The sequence below is a fragment of the Bradyrhizobium sp. USDA 3397 genome, assembly GCF_054060965.1.
Genome location: NZ_JBSSDS010000001.1, coordinates 1500785 through 1515080, shown reverse-complemented (window position 1 = coordinate 1515080; position 14296 = coordinate 1500785). Strand labels below are relative to the sequence as shown.

General features: G+C 63.5%; 11 protein-coding genes and 1 tRNA gene. 7 read left to right on the top strand and 5 right to left on the bottom strand.

Annotation, left to right across the window (positions count from 1 at the left end; genetic code table 11):
* Positions 1-1408: 1408 nt before the first annotated feature.
* A complete protein-coding gene (locus ACVWYQ_RS07085) occupies positions 1409-1675 on the top strand; it encodes a hypothetical protein (protein ID WP_157287348.1) in 267 nt (88 codons plus the stop codon).
* Positions 1676-1734: 59 nt separating this feature from the next.
* Here ACVWYQ_RS07085 and ACVWYQ_RS07080 read toward each other — a convergent pair whose 3' ends face one another.
* Together ACVWYQ_RS07080 and ACVWYQ_RS07075 are read right to left on the bottom strand one after the other, a co-directional pair.
* Positions 1735-3906, bottom strand: coding sequence for an O-linked N-acetylglucosamine transferase, SPINDLY family protein (locus ACVWYQ_RS07080; RefSeq protein ID WP_456725541.1), 2172 nt, complete (start codon positions 3904-3906; stop codon positions 1735-1737).
* A gap of 376 nt (positions 3907-4282) precedes the next feature.
* Positions 4283-4375, bottom strand: a tRNA-Ser gene (locus ACVWYQ_RS07075).
* Between the two features lie 759 nt (positions 4376-5134).
* Between ACVWYQ_RS07075 and ACVWYQ_RS07070 the strand changes: the two genes are divergently transcribed.
* Entirely contained in the window at positions 5135-6664 is a 1530-nt protein-coding gene (locus ACVWYQ_RS07070) for a porin (RefSeq protein ID WP_271538105.1), read from the top strand.
* 121 nt (positions 6665-6785) lie between these two features.
* Positions 6786-7097: a DUF3551 domain-containing protein gene (locus ACVWYQ_RS07065; protein ID WP_456725540.1), complete on the top strand. Its 312-nt coding sequence runs from the start codon at positions 6786-6788 to the stop codon at positions 7095-7097.
* Positions 7098-7414: 317 nt separating this feature from the next.
* Here ACVWYQ_RS07065 and ACVWYQ_RS07060 read toward each other — a convergent pair whose 3' ends face one another.
* Positions 7415-9838: a transglycosylase SLT domain-containing protein gene (locus ACVWYQ_RS07060; RefSeq protein WP_404546194.1), complete on the bottom strand. Its 2424-nt coding sequence runs from the start codon at positions 9836-9838 to the stop codon at positions 7415-7417.
* 282 nt (positions 9839-10120) lie between these two features.
* On the opposite strand from ACVWYQ_RS07060, the gene dapA reads away from it, so the two are divergent.
* Genes dapA through ACVWYQ_RS07040 form a run of 4 tightly spaced genes read left to right on the top strand, consistent with a single transcriptional unit; the run spans position 10121 to position 12609 of the window.
* The gene (gene dapA / locus ACVWYQ_RS07055) at positions 10121-11011 is read left to right on the top strand and encodes a 4-hydroxy-tetrahydrodipicolinate synthase (protein ID WP_028179703.1); all 891 of its coding nucleotides are present in this window, start codon (positions 10121-10123) and stop codon (positions 11009-11011) included.
* A gap of 53 nt (positions 11012-11064) precedes the next feature.
* Entirely contained in the window at positions 11065-11478 is a 414-nt protein-coding gene (mscL, locus tag ACVWYQ_RS07050; protein ID WP_157287375.1) for a large conductance mechanosensitive channel protein MscL, read from the top strand.
* Between the two features lie 59 nt (positions 11479-11537).
* Positions 11538-12011, top strand: a complete 474-nt coding sequence (gene smpB / locus ACVWYQ_RS07045; protein ID WP_128265290.1) for an SsrA-binding protein SmpB — start codon at positions 11538-11540, stop codon at positions 12009-12011.
* Between the two features lie 4 nt (positions 12012-12015).
* Positions 12016-12609 carry a peroxiredoxin gene (locus ACVWYQ_RS07040; protein ID WP_404540712.1) on the top strand — a complete coding sequence of 198 codons (594 nt, stop codon included), beginning with the start codon at positions 12016-12018 and terminating at the stop codon, positions 12607-12609.
* Between the two features lie 85 nt (positions 12610-12694).
* Here the strand turns inward: ACVWYQ_RS07040 and ACVWYQ_RS07035 are convergent, their stop codons facing one another.
* Both ACVWYQ_RS07035 and ACVWYQ_RS07030 read right to left on the bottom strand, forming a co-directional pair.
* Complete coding sequence (locus tag ACVWYQ_RS07035) at positions 12695-13369, bottom strand: uracil-DNA glycosylase (protein WP_404540714.1); 675 nt, start codon at positions 13367-13369, stop codon at positions 12695-12697.
* Complete coding sequence (locus ACVWYQ_RS07030) at positions 13350-13994, bottom strand: LabA-like NYN domain-containing protein (protein WP_157287358.1); 645 nt, start codon at positions 13992-13994, stop codon at positions 13350-13352. Before ACVWYQ_RS07030 ends, ACVWYQ_RS07035 begins: the two co-directional genes overlap by 20 nt.
* Positions 13995-14296: the final 302 nt, after the last annotated feature.

Here is a 14296-nt window from a genome sequence, read left to right as displayed (position 1 = left end):
GGCGGCTTGGACGCGCTCCGGCGAGCGCCCGCGCCGTTAAGCATGAAAATATTTTCGTTGCCAAAAATCGCGACTCAGAGTCCGCGAAACGCCTTTGCGAGGCGACCGCACGATTGTCGATGCGCATCGCTGCGTTGGTCGCGCGCGATGCGCGCGTGCGAAAAAATACTTGCTGCATAGTGTTTTCGTGCAATCGCATCGTTCGCGAACGTCGGCGATGCGAGCGCTCGGCATGATCGCAAGTGCACGTCGTGCGAAGCGCCTGCGTCGCGCCCGCCAAGCGCAGGCGCCTTGCTGCGTCAACACTTCTTTAAGCGAGAAGCTGTTTTTTTCTTCGTGTTGGTGTATTCGGGATGAAGTGCATTCGATCCCCGAGTGCACGCAGCGATTAAAGCCATCTCACACATCGGAGGGCAACATGGCCAAGAAAGCGAAGAAGGCGAAGAAGGCGAAGAGCGCAGTGAAGAAGACTGCGAAGAAGACCCGCAAGGTCGCGAAGAAGAAGAAGTAACTTCGCTTCTGAAGTTGCCGGCTCCAGATAGCCGGCACGTCATCAGCGCCTCCTAGAGGTTCTGGTCGACGATAGAGGGTGTCGGCGAGACATCAGGTCAACGGTCGGACCGTTCTCTTTCGCGGTCCGGCAGAAGAAACGAGTTTTCTTCGTTCGGTGCGGTTCTCCTCAAACGGGCTCCGCAATTTCACGACAGGCCTTCGGGCCAAAGTGGAATCTGGTCCTGACGTGTTCGCCGACGCCCTCGTTCCCTTGAAGCCGGGGCATTGCCGGCATTCCTCTCCCTCACATCGTTGATTTGACCGCGTCGCGTCCGAGCGCGCTTCTGTCATGCCGGCTTGATCGCTTGGCTTGGAGAGGCAAGGCGGCCTGTGGCGTGATCGCGCGTCGTTTCGCCCTGCGGTGTCGCCGCCCGGCTCCGACGGGCCGATCCAGCACGCGCGGCTTGTCGTGGAACGATTGCGGCGGCTGGATACTGGATCACCCGCCTGCCGCCTTCGCCGAACTTGGACGGCCCGAGACCGAATGCCTAGGGCGAAGCCGGGGCGCGGATGACGACAAGAAAAGCAGCCACATGACCTGCGCCACCGCGCGCGATGGTTATCGATGTCCTGAAATCCCAGGGTAAACCGAATCTGACGAATGACAGAAGCGCCTGCGAATCAAGGACTTCTTGAATTCTCGGCAGAGGAGGCGCCCGCTCGCGTTTACGTCTGCTTCATCGCGATGCTTAAACTGCCATTCAAATTTGCCCGCCATCATCGCCTCCAACAAGCCGGCAAACGGCGGTGGGGAAGAGTTGAACGTTGCACGATCCCGGCAAGGGTCATGCACATCAGAGTTGGACGGGAGCCGCGCTCGGGGGACGAGGCGGCATAAGAACAAAGGGGATGCGTGATGTTTCAGGGTACTTTCGATCTGGAGACGGCGACGCCGGTCGATGCGAGCGCGCTGTCGGACGTGCTGTTCGAGCGCGGGATCTATTGGGCGAGCGGCCGCTCCGGCATCGTCGATCTCGTCGCCGCGCACAAATGGTTCAATCTCGCCGCGCTGAAGGGCCGCAAGGACGCCGTGGTGCTGCGCCAGGAAATCGCCGGCCAGATGTCGGACGCCGAGATCTCCGCCGCGCAGCGTGAGGCGAGAGCCTGGGTCTGCGCGCACTGAGCGTCACGTCGCTTGGGAACCGGACCTTGACCGTGCGGCGCCATCGCGCCGCGGCGGCTTCATAGTAAGGTTTGCACGGCAAACGAGGCCGGCGCTTCGCCGGCGCGATGCCTGCGCCAGATTTCGTCGAATGCCTTTTCGATATCCCGCGTCATGCGGACAGTATCGAAAAGCGGCCAAGTGGTCCGGCGCGCCGCCAGCTTGCTCCTGAGCGCGACGCGAAGCTCGGAATCGTGCGCGATCCGAAGCGCCAAAGCCTCATATTCCTCCAGCGATCGCGTCACCAGCTCGGGAAGGCCTACGGCGTTCAGGAGACTGGCTGCAACGCGTCCGGCAAAAGTGGTCCCAATGCACGTCAGGACCGGCAGGCCAGCCCAGAGGGCGTCGCTGGCCCCGGTGTGGGCGTTGTAGGGCAATGTGTCCAGGAACAGATCGGCGACCTGGTGGCGCGCCAAATGCTCGTCAGCTGGGACGCGCGGAGCGAACACGATTCTCTCGGCGGCAATCCCCCGCGCAACGGCTTCGCGCTTCAGATTCTCCGTGGCGACCGGGTCACCATCCAGCAGCCAAAGGACGCTTCCGGGGGTCTTGTCGAGCAGCCGCATCCAGACGCCGAACAATGGCGGCGTGATCTTGGGGCTTCTGTTGAACGCGCAGTAGACGAACGCATCGTCCGCCAGTCCGAGCTGGCTCCGACTCGGTGGATTTGAGGGGAGCGGTCGCTTCGCGTCGGTCGCCTGGTAGCTATTGGGAAGATAGATCACCTTCTCGGCGTAATAAGGCTGCTCTGCTTCGGGGATGACGATCCGGTCGGCCATGAGATAGTCGACATAGGGGGCGCCCATCGTGCCGGGAAAGCCGAGATAGCTCACCTGGATAGGAGCCGGCCGGCGCGCAATGATTTTCGGCCGTGCACCGGCGGTGAAGCCGCCGAGATCGACGAGAACCTCGATCTCGAGCTGGCCGATCAGCTTGACGACGTCCTCGTCGGCGAGATCGCCGACATCTTCAAAACGTTCGAATGCGGCCCTCAGGCGGTCGCGCATCTGGCTGTCGTCGTCGGGCCCGCAGGAGATGGCGGTGACGTCGAAGCGCTCGCGGTCGTGCGCCTCGAAGATTCCGGCCATCAAATACGCGGTGGCATGACTGCGAAAATCGGCCGACATGTACGCGACCCGGAGCCGGGGCGCCGGACGCGGCGTTGCGGGCCTGGCGGCACCGCCGTCGGGGGTCACCTTGGCGACATAGGCCTTCGCGCAGGTCAATTGGCGTGCAGGCGATGAGGAGACATGAAAGAAGGCGAAGGGGTCGATCGGCACGCCCGCCTCGACAGCTTCGTCCATGGCGGCCTGTTCACATTCGAAACTGCTCCAGTCGGCGCGCTTCCGCTTGCAAGCAACCAGGTTGCTCAGCGCAAACGGGAACGTCTTATCAAGTGCGACTGTTCGTTCCAGAGCCACGATCGCTTCGTCGTCTCGTCCCAGCTGGCCAAGAACCTCGGATAACGCGAAATGGTTCTGTGGGTCGCCCGCTGCAAGCTCGATGGCGCGGCCGTAGCTGTCACGCGCTTCCTCGAGTCGGCCAAGCTGGTGCAATGCGCTGCCTCGGTTGGCGAACGCGGCGCTCGACGGTGCGACCGCAATGGCGCGATCAAACTCGGCTATGGCGTCGCCAAGCTGCTGCCGTGCAATGAGGATCGCTCCGCGATTGAGATGCGCGTCCGCGAAGTTCGGAGCCAGGGCGATCACTTTCGCAAGCCAGACGAGCGCATCGTCCGGCTTGTTCAGCGCGCGCAGCACGTTGGCATAGTTGAAAAGCACGTCGGGATTGCCGGGGTCGACGCGCGCAGCCTTCTTCAGCAAAGGCTCGGCGTCGGCAAACTGTCCGCGCTGGGCGTGCAACAGTCCCAGCATATGGAGCGCGACGGCATGCGTTCTGCTCCCCTTCAGGATGGTCGTGTAGGCCCGTTCCGCTTCCGACAGATTGCCCGAACGGTGCGCCGCAATTGCCTGGTCCAGAATAGCCGACGGATGGAGTGAGGAGGGGGCCGAGGCTCCCTTGTTGCGGCCTTGTTGCGACATGCGATGGGTTTCTCGACCCGACGTAGGGGGGTCTGTGCTCGGGCGAAATGGTGCAAAAACTCTAGTCACCTTTGCCCGCGAGAACAACGGCCGCGCCGCCTGCGCTTGTTTCGCACGGGCAGGCCCGGTGCCGTGAAGTTTCTCCGTCACACCGCCGCCTGGAATCCGACGGCATGAGCAACCAGGCTACGAATAGACGATGGCTGCCGATTCAGATCGCTCCCGACGAGTGCGACCTGGAGCTCGGGCGTCTGCACCAAACAGGAATTGTGCCATGGTCCTTTCCATGCCGGCGCAAGAGCGGCATCTTGCTCAATGTCTGGGCCGACGAGGCCGTGCTGATAGCGCCCTCGCATTGGCGGGTCTGGCGATCCGGCATTTTGGGTGGGGGCTCACATATATAGGGAGCGCGCGAATCGGGGGGCTCGCCGCCCTCATCCTTCTGCGGAACTTTCGTGCCGGCGTCGCCCTTCGCCTTCCGCTGGACGCGCGCAGAGACCTTGATTCTGCTTCCGGGATTCTGGGGTGGCGGAGAGGGAGGGATTCGAACCCTCGATACAGCTTGAGACCGTATGACGCTTTAGCAAAGCGTTGCCTTCAGCCACTCGGCCACCTCTCCGGTGCGAGCCTTATGCATCTATTTGCTCGGGCTGGTCAATTTGGAAGCGCGTGTTTTCGCTCGAATATTCCCAGTGATTTGCGAAACGAGACGGGTTTGCGCTCGAACGAGGGCATGGCGCTGAATTTGCGAGGAAATTCAAAGGTGCAAAGAAAGGACGAGCACCTCCAGATCCTGCTTCGCCGAGCTGTCCGGCCCGGTCGTCCCGCCCCGCAACCTCCATATCTCCATATAGAGAGGGATAGAGCGCGCGACCCGGGCGGCCGAGGCATTGCAGGGACCTGCTTCGTCAGATTGCGGCGGGGAGGCAGGTCGATGCCTGCCCATTGAGTCTCCTTCTGATTCCACGATTCGAGCGCCTCAAAGCTGGCTCAAGCCGAGCTCTCGCGCGCGGCGCCTCATGTGCGGAACTTTGATGGCATTTGGAACCGCTCCGAAAACCTCAATGTAAACAACGCGTTATGAGAGCGGTTTGATCACATCTGCGTGTTATTTGTGCAACACCCGTTGGAAAACACGCTGCAACGGCCCGTTTCGGAGCGTTCTCTTGTTGTGTGTGCAAGGACGTTCGGTAATTGTGACTGAGCGACGGAGGGGGGCATCCCGAGGTCGTCCCGTTTAGGTCATTCGCTTAAGTCCCTCGCGTTCATGCGGGTGTGTCCGAAGACGCGAAGGGGCCGAAAGCGGTGATTTAGAGGGGGTTGGGGAATTGGCCGTCCGGTCAGTGACCTTCCCTGAAGAGCAACTTGGAGGTTTAACATGAAGTTGGTTAAGAGCCTTTTGCTCGGCTCAGCGGCGGGTCTGATCGCCGTGGGCGGAGCTCAGGCAGCCGATCTCCCCGTGAAGGCCAAGGCGGTCGAGTACGTGAAGATCTGCTCCCTGTACGGTGCTGGATTCTACTACATTCCGGGCACCGACACCTGCATCAAGTTCGGCGGCTATCTGCGTGCCGACATGCTGTTTAACACGAACAGCGACTACGGCATTGGCCAGGGCGCTCCCGGCGGCGCCAACAACCGTCTGGACAACTACTACCAGACCCGCGCTCGTTTGGACTTCACCATCGATACCCGCACGGCAACCGAGTACGGCGTGGTCCGCACCTACGCCGATACGGTTTTCAGCTGGGATGCCACGTCGGTGACCGGCAGCGCCCCATCTGCCTTCTCGGTCGGTTCGGCTTCGCTCGGCCTCTACCATGCGTTCATCCAGTTCGCTGGTTTCACCTTCGGCCGCACCGTCTCGATCTTCGACGCACCGTGGCAGAGCTATCCGGCTGGCGGTCCCGACTTCCTTCCGGGCGGCAGCAACAACGTCACCGGTGTGAACCAAGTCGCCTACACGGCTGATTTCGGCCAGGGCATCACGGGTTCGGTCGCGTTGCAGGATATGACGACCGCCGCTGGCGGCCAGTCGAACCTTTGGAACGCAAGCGTGACGGGCGTTGCGGGTGCAGTTGGTGGCTTCGCCACGACCGCAGCTGCGGGCGCTGCCTTCATCCAGGGCATCTACGGTGTCAACGATTGGGGTGGCACGCGCATGCCCGACATCGTCGGTCAGGTTCGTGTCGATCAGGCCTGGGGTCTGTTCCAGATCTCGGCGGCGGCGCACGAACTCCATTCGGCTTATTACGGTACGACGGAGCCCACTGGTCATCCGTCGGACAAGTGGGGCTGGGCGGTTCAGGGTGCGTTGTCGATCAAGAACATCCCGACCGGTGCGGGCGACTCGATCAACTTGCAGGCGGTCTACACCGACGGTGCTTCGCGGTACAACTTCCAGAGCCTGTTCCCGCAGACCATCTTCATCTACGGCGGCAGCGGCATTGCCTATCAGAGCGTCGGCTTCGCCGGTATTGCTGATGGCGTGTTTGGTTCCGGTACCGGGATCGAGACCGTCAAGACCTGGGGCTTCCGCGGTGGTTATACCCACAACTGGTCCCCGAACTGGTCGTCGGGCATCTACGGTGCTTATGCATCGCTCCGCTATGGCGATGCGAGCAAGGCTCTGATCTGCGCCAACTTCGCTGCTGCTCTGGCCCCCGTCGCTGGCTCGACCTGTAACCCCGACTTCAACCTCGCGGTTGTCGGTGGCAACTTGGTCTGGACTCCGGTCAAGGGTCTCGCCTTCACGGCTGACGTGAGCTACGTCTGGCTCGACCAGAAGCACTCTGGCGTCGTCACGGGCGCCAACACGGCCAACCTGGCTGTTGCCAAGCCCGCAGCGACCTACGAGCTGAAGGATCAGGGTAACCTCCAGATGCTCCTGCGCGCTCAGCGCAACTTCTAAGATCGACCCTAGGTTGATCGAAGAACCCCGGCAGGAAACTGCCGGGGTTTTTCTTTGCGGGTCATGAAGCGGGCACCTAAAAGGCAGATCGTTCGAGACCGCGGTAAGGGAGCTTCTGACCATGACCATTTCGACGAGCTGGGGACGGATGCTGAGCGTGCTGGCCGTGACATCAATGGTCGCCGGGGTTACGGCCGTGTTCGCACCGGCAGCTGCCGAACCCTTGAACCCCAATTATCCGGTGTGCCTCCAGCAATGGAAGTGGGGCGGCAGCAACCGGATCTACTGCAGCTACCGGTCCTGGGAGGATTGCAAGGCTTCTGCGATGGGATTGCCCGCGATGTGCCTTGCGAACCCATATTGGTCCCAGCCGACTTCGGCCCGCCCGGTCCGCCCGCCTCACGGCCGGTCCGCCCCCGACAGGATGTGGTGAGAATCGGATCCCGTGCTTGAGGCGTTTCGCATTCGCGGGCGAGCTGCGCCCTCTCGACGAGAGCGATCAGGTCACCATGTTGGCCCCTTCACTCCTTGAAGGCATAGGTCGGGTTGAGACCGCAGGCACCGATTGTTCCGACGCGATCGCCATGCACTGCTGTAAGTGGAACACTGGCAGTTGAGGTATAAGCTAGCCGGAGCGTGGGAACGAAACGCTCGTTCCAACTCTATCGTCAGGTCGCTGGTGCCGTCGACGAATCCTGCCGAGCCCTGCCCAGCAACCAGGCTCTGTTTCTATCGGGCCATCGACGCCCGTTACTGCACGCTGACGGCTCCGCGGCGCAGATCGGCTTCGATCTGCAAGCGGGTGCCGCCGCCGAAACGGGCGCGGTAGACCTGAAGGTTCTCCATGATCCGCTGCACATAGTTGCGCGTCTCGGAGAACGGAATCAGCTCGACCCAGTCGACCGCGTCGACCTTGGGGTCGCGCGGATCGCCGTAACGCTCGACCCACTTCTTCACGCTGCCGCGGCCGGCATTGTAGGCGGCGAACGTCATGATGTAGGAGCCGCGATAATCCTCGAGCAGTCCGCCGAGCTCGGCCGAGCCGAGCGTGGCGTTGTAGACGGAGTCGTTCTTCAGCCGCCCCAGGTCGTAGGTTGCGCCGTGGCGCTTGCAGACGTAGCGGGCGGCATCCGGCGTCACCTGCATCAGCCCGTAGGCCTGCGCCGGCGAGACCACCGACGGGTTGAACGCGCTCTCCTGCCGCGCAATCGCATAGATGATGCTGCGTTCGACCTCGGGGCCGATCGGCGTGAACTGAGGAATGCCGTTGACGGGGTAGGCGTAGAAGTCGAACGGCAGGCCGCGGTTGAGCGCGGCCTTGCCGAGCAGCAGCATGCCGCGCGCGTCGCTGTAGCGCTGGGTGAGCTCGCCGAGGCCGGCGAGCGCCTCGGGATCGCCGTTCTCGCCCATGTCGGCGAGCAGCGGTATCGCGAACTCGCGCTCGTCCAGCTCGTAGAGCAGTTGCGCGGCGCGCACGATCTCGAGCCGCTCGGCGCCGCGACCGCGCGGCTGGCTGTTGAGCTCGATCTGCGGCAGGCCGAGCTTTGCGCGCGCGAGCTGGCCGTAATAGCTGGTCGATTGCTCGGCCGCCCGCGCATAGGCATTGCGTGCCTCCTGCTGGCGGCCCATCGCCTCGGCAGCGCGGCCCTGCCAATAGCCGGCACGCGCCAGCGCGGTCGGATTGACGCTGCCGACCCCGATGCGGGCGAAATGCTGCGCGGCTGTCGCGGGATCGTTGAGGAAGCGCAGCGCGATCCAGCCGGCGGTAAACTCCTGCTCGGTCTTGTAGATGTCGCGCGAGGGCAGGGCGGCGTCGCGCGCGATCAGATAGGCGCTACGGAATTCCTCGGTGTCGATCATCTTGCGCGCCAGGAGGCGCCGCTCGATCCACCATTCATCGAGATTGTGGAGGCGACCCGGATCCTTCGGCGCGGACAGCATCAGCTGGGCGGCTTCAGTGAACTTCTCTTCGCGACGCAGCAGCTGGATCTTGCTGAAGACGAAGCCGGGATCGCCGTGCAGCTCGCGCGGCACGGCATCGAGCAGCGCCCGCGCGTTCGGCGCCTTCTTGACCGCGGCGATGCGGGCCTTGGCGAGCGCGACATAGCCGGCGCCGAGACGCTTGGCGGCGCGTAGCGCCGCCTCGTTCTCGCTGCCGTAGAGCAGGTTGTCCATCCGCGCTTTCTGGTCGCCCGGCGTGAGCAGGGCGCCGAACTGATCGAGCGCGTTGTTCTCGGTGTCCTCCGACATCGGATCGGCGCGCCAGGCATCGCGCACCAGCCGCTCGGCATTGGCGCGGTCGCCGCGCGCCAGCATCGCCTTGGCGAGCATGAAGCGGCCCTTGGCGGAGATTGGCGATTCGTTCTCGAACCACGACCACGCGACGGCCTCGTCGCGCCTGTCGTCCCACATCGCGGCCTCGAGGCGCCGGCGCAGGAAGGTCTGCGACGGCCAGCTCGGATTGGCTGAGAGGAAGGCGCGATAGCGTTCCACGGTCGCGCCGTTGTCCTCGCTGCGCAGGATGATCCATTCGGCGAGCTTTCGCGCGACCGGATCGGAGATGCCGGCCGCGGCATTGGTGGCGTCGGCGGCCTTGCGCTTGCGCACGAGCTCGATGACGCTCTCCAGGGTGTCCTTGTCAGCCTGCGACGTCGATGACGTCGCGGCGACGGCGGCCGGGATGACCGGCTTGCGCGGCGCTGCATGCTGGCGCGTTGCAGGCGCCAGTATGGGAGCTGCGGCCGGTCTCGCTGGGGCCGGCGCAGTCGGTTTGACGGTGGCAGTCACGGCCGGGGCGGGGGCTGCCTTGGGCGGCGCGCCGCTCGCAGTCGGCGCTGCCTTTGGTGCGGAAGCAGGTGCTGTCGCAACGGGAGCGGCGGCCGCAGGCTTGGGTTGGTCTTTGGGCTTGTCCTTCGCCGGTTCCTTGCTGGCGGTCTTGCCGGGGTCCGGCTTCTTCGCGGCGTCCTTGGCGGGGGCGCCAGGCGCGCCCTTGCTTGCAGCCTTCGCGGCGTCCGTGCCGGTTCCCTTGGCTGCGTCCTTCGCCGTTTCCTTGGTCGACCCCTTGGGAGGGCCCTTCGCCGCGTCCTTGGCAGCTGGTTTGGCGGGATCCTTGGTCGCCGCGGCCGTCTCGTTGGACTTGGCGAACGCGGCGCAGTCCATCGACAGGCCGGCCATCAGGCACAATGCCATACCCAGGGATCGCCACGCGGCAGAAGCAAAGGAGGTCACGGCGTTTCGTCGCCCCGAATCAGTGAAGTGGCTCAAGACCTAGCTGAATTTGCTTGAATATGCGGAGAAAATACCAACAGCCGCTTACCTCGGGGCCGATTTGCACCAGCACCGCGGCAAAATCGCGGCCTAAACGCAGCCTCGCACCGACCCCGGGTCTTTTACCAGCCGGATAGACCCGATATGAAGGGGGCTTGCTCAAGAGATCGCCGCGTACGGAGGAAGTCCATGGCAGCCAAGACGAAATTCCGAGGGTCGTTCACCGCCTTGGTCACCCCGTTCAAGAACGGCTCGCTCGACGAGGCGGCGTTCCGCTCCCTGGTCAACTGGCAGATCTCCGAGGGCACCAACGGCCTCGTTCCGGTCGGCACCACCGGCGAGAGCCCGACGCTCAGCCATGACGAGCACAAGAAGGTCGTGGAATGGTGCATCGCTGAAGCCAAGGGCCGCGTGCCCGTCATCGCCGGGGCCGGCTCCAACTCGACCAAGGAGGCGATCGAGCTGTCCCAGCACGCGGAAAAGGCGGGCGCGGACGCCGTGCTGATCGTCACGCCCTATTACAACAAGCCGACGCAAGAAGGCATGTACCAGCACTTCAAGGCGATCAACGATGCGATCGGCATTCCGATCATCATCTACAACATCCCGCCGCGCTCGGTGATCGACATGTCGGTCGACACGATGAAGCGGCTGTGGGAGCTGAAGAACATCGCCGGGGTCAAGGACGCCACCGCCAGCATGGTGCGCGTGTCGCAGCAGCGCGCGGCGATGGGCGAGGACTTCAACCAGCTCTCGGGCGAGGACGCCACCATCATCGGCTACATGGCCCATGGCGGCCATGGCTGCATCTCGGTGACCTCGAACGTCGCGCCGCGCCTGTGCTCGGAGTTCCACGCCGCCTGGCAGAAGGGCGACACCAAGGCGGCGCTCGCGATCCACGACAAGCTGATGCCGCTGCACAACAACCTCTTCATCGAGAGCAATCCGGCGCCGATCAAGTACGCGATGTCGCTGCTCGGCAAGCTGGACGAGACGCTGCGGCTGCCGATGGTTCCGGTGTCCGAGCCGACGCGGGTTGCCGTGCGCAGCGCGATGGTTCACGCCGGCCTGATCAACTGACGCATGAGACGTTCGGGGAGCCTTTCATGAGCGTGGAGGAAAAGGGCGCGCGGATGCTCAAGGAGTTCCGCGAGTTCGCCATGAAGGGCAACGTCGTCGATCTCGCGGTCGGCGTCATCATCGGCGCGGCCTTCGGCGGCATCGTCACCTCGCTGGTGGGTGACGTCATCATGCCGATCGTCGGCGCCGTCACCGGTGGCCTCGACTTCTCGAACTACTTCATCCCCTTGTCGAAGGCGGTCACCGCCACCAACTTGGCGGATGCCAAAAAGCAAGGCGCCGTCCTTGCTTACGGCAGCTTCCTGACGCTGACGATCAACTTCATCATCGTCGCTTTCGTGCTGTTCCTGGTGATCCGCGCCATGAACACCTTGAAGCGCAGGGAGGAGGCGGCACCCGCTGCTCCGCCCAAGCCGACGGCCGAGGTCGAGTTGCTGACCGAGATCCGCGATCTCCTCAAGAAGTGACGCGCCCACTTCATCCGAACTGTTAGAATCCGAGCGCATCTCGATCAGGTTTGCCCGTCATGGCCGATAAGAACGAACGTCCGATCAAGGTGATGGCGGAAAATCGCAAGGCGCGCTTCAACTACGCCATCGAGGACACGATCGAGGCGGGCATTGCGCTGACCGGCACCGAGGTCAAGTCGATCCGCAACGGCAAGAGCACGATCGCGGAATCATATGCCGATTCCAAGAACGGCGAGATCTGGCTGATCAACGCCACCATTCCCGAATATCTCCAAGGCAACCGCTTCAACCATGAGCCGAAGCGGCCGCGAAAGCTGCTGCTCCACCGCCGCCAGATCAACAAGCTGATCGGCGCGGTCGACCGCGAGGGCATGACGCTGATCCCGCTCAAGCTTTACTTCAACGAGCGCGGCCGGGCCAAGCTGCAGCTGGCGATTGCGAAGGGCAAGAAGCTGCACGACAAGCGCGAGTCCGAGAAGAAGCGCGACTGGAGCCGGGAGAAGGGCCGGCTGCTGCGGGCGAGGGGATGACGAGATGAATCAACGGAACCTGCTCGAGGTCGACTGGAGCCAGATTCCCGCGCCTTCCGACGATGGCGCCGCCGCGCATCTTGAGGGCATGACGTTGCCGCCGATCGGCCTGCTCGCGACCGACGACACGTCGGTCACCCTGTCGGCGCTGGGCGGCCGCACCGTGGTGTTCGCCTATCCCCGCACCGGCGAGCCCGGCAAGATCGCGCTGGTCGACGATTGGGACATGATCCCCGGAGCGCGCGGCTGCACGCCCCAGACCTGCGCCTTTCGCGATCTCTACGCCGAGCTGAAGGCCGCCGGCGCCTCGCACGTATTCGGTCTCTCGACCCAGAGCAACGACTATCAGATCGAGATGGCCTCGCGCCTGCATCTGCCGTTCCCGGTGCTCTCGGACGAGAAGCTGGCGCTGACGCGCGCCTTGAACTTGCCGACCATGGAGGTCGCGGGCTTGACGCTGATCAAGCGCCTCGCGCTTGTTATCGACGACACCAGGATCACGCACGTGTTCTATCCGGTGTTTCCACCGGACCGGAACGCCGGCGACGTGCTGGCCTGGCTCAAGGCGAATCCCGTCAATAAAGCGCGATGCGATTAGGGTGAATCGTCATCGGGCTTTAGCTTATTGTTTGAGCATGATCTTTTCGGAAAACCGCTACGCACTTTTCCGGATCATGCTCTAGCTAATCGAGATCCGCCTTCACCTTCGCGAACACGGATCTGAACATGTCTGGCGTCAGCACGCCGGTGTTCGTGTTGTAGCGGGAACAGTGATAGCTGTCGTAGAGCCGGAACGCGCCCGCCTGATGCACCGCGCCGTGGCCGAAGGGGGCTTGCGAGGCCTTCAGATTCAGCGGCTTGAGCACGCTGTCGTGCGCAATTCGCCCGAGCGCGACGATCGCGCGCAGCTTCGGCATCGTCGCCAGATTGGCCACGAGAAACTGGCGGCAGGTGTTGATCTCGATCGGCAGCGGCTTGTTCTGCGGCGGCACGCAATGCACGGCATTGGCGATCCGGCAGTCGACGAGTTTTAGGCCGTCGTCGGGACGCGCCTGATAGGTGCCCCGGGCAAAGCCGTATTCGATCAGCGTGGCATAGAGCAGGTCGCCGGCATAATCGCCCGTGAACGGCCGCCCCGTGCGGTTGGCGCCCTGCATTCCCGGGGCGAGGCCCACGATCAGGAGGCGGGCCTTGATGTCGCCGAAGGGCGCAACCGGCGCATTGTGCCACGAGGGCTCGCGCGCGCGGTTCGCCTGGCGGAAGGCGACCAGGCGCGGACAGAGCGGGCAGTCACGGTCGGGAACGATTGTGAGAGGCTGGCGGCTTGACCGGGCCGCCTCACTCCTCGAAGTCGTCATCGCCCCTCGGCGCCGTCGTGGTCGCGCGCTGGAGGAATTGCGGGGCGTGGTGGCGTTCACCACGCTCGCCGCGGTCACGCGGGGCGGGGCGCTCGGACGGATCGCGGCCGAGCTTGGATTGCAGCTCGACGAGGTCGGTGAAGACGTCGGCCTGGCGGCGCAGCTCGTCGGCGATCATCGGCGGCTGGCTGGCGATGGTGGAGACCACCGTGACCCGCACGCCGCGGCGCTGGACGGCCTCGACCAGGGAGCGGAAGTCGCCGTCACCCGAGAACAGCACCATCTGGTCGATGTGCTCGGCGAGCTCCATGGCGTCGACGGCGAGCTCGATGTCCATGTTGCCCTTCACCTTGCGGCGGCCGGAGGCGTCGATGAATTCCTTGGTCGCCTTGGTGACGACCGTGTAGCCGTTGTAATCCAGCCAGTCGATCAGCGGGCGGATCGAGGAGTATTCCTGGTCTTCGATGATGGCGGTGTAATAGAACGCCCGCAATAACGTCCCGCGGCTCTGAAACTCCTTCAGCAGGCGCTTGTAGTCGATATCGAAGCCGAGGGTTTTCGCCGTCGCGTAGAGATTGGCCCCGTCGATGAAGAGCGCGATCTTGTTGGTAGAAGAAGGTGACATTCAGTTTGCTCGCGTAGCGTTCGTGATTGATCGTTTTTTGTTGGCGCGGCGACAACAGGCCGCGCAGTTCTAGAGTGCCGCAGAAACCCGTCGAAACCGCAAATCCGGAGAAGTCGGGGCAATCAAGGTATAGTTATGGCGGACTTGCATACACCCCGGGGCCGCCCCCAACGGCAGCCCGGAAAACCACCCGTCCCAACCCCAATGTGGGGGTAGCAGAGCGGTTTGGCGAGGCCAAATCACAAAATGGTCTTGCGAAACCGTCCCGCCCCCTATAACTAGCCCCAATCATCCACATAATT

Bases quoted from the DNA above. Each gene is read 5' to 3' on its own strand.
- ACVWYQ_RS07085 (WP_157287348.1), top strand. From the start codon at position 1,409: ATGTTTCAGGGTACTTTCGATCTGGAGACGGCGACGCCGGTCGATGCG.
- ACVWYQ_RS07070 (WP_271538105.1), top strand. From the start codon at position 5,135: ATGAAGTTGGTTAAGAGCCTTTTGCTCGGCTCAGCGGCGGGTCTGATC.
- dapA (WP_028179703.1), top strand. From the start codon at position 10,121: ATGGCAGCCAAGACGAAATTCCGAGGGTCGTTCACCGCCTTGGTCACC.
- smpB (WP_128265290.1), top strand. From the start codon at position 11,538: ATGGCCGATAAGAACGAACGTCCGATCAAGGTGATGGCGGAAAATCGC.
- ACVWYQ_RS07035 (WP_404540714.1), bottom strand. From the start codon at position 13,369: ATGACGACTTCGAGGAGTGAGGCGGCCCGGTCAAGCCGCCAGCCTCTC.
- mscL (WP_157287375.1), top strand. From the start codon at position 11,065: ATGCTCAAGGAGTTCCGCGAGTTCGCCATGAAGGGCAACGTCGTCGAT.
- ACVWYQ_RS07065 (WP_456725540.1), top strand. From the start codon at position 6,786: ATGACCATTTCGACGAGCTGGGGACGGATGCTGAGCGTGCTGGCCGTG.
- ACVWYQ_RS07060 (WP_404546194.1), bottom strand. From the start codon at position 9,838: ATGGCCGGCCTGTCGATGGACTGCGCCGCGTTCGCCAAGTCCAACGAG.
- ACVWYQ_RS07030 (WP_157287358.1), bottom strand. From the start codon at position 13,994: ATGTCACCTTCTTCTACCAACAAGATCGCGCTCTTCATCGACGGGGCC.
- ACVWYQ_RS07040 (WP_404540712.1), top strand. From the start codon at position 12,016: ATGAATCAACGGAACCTGCTCGAGGTCGACTGGAGCCAGATTCCCGCG.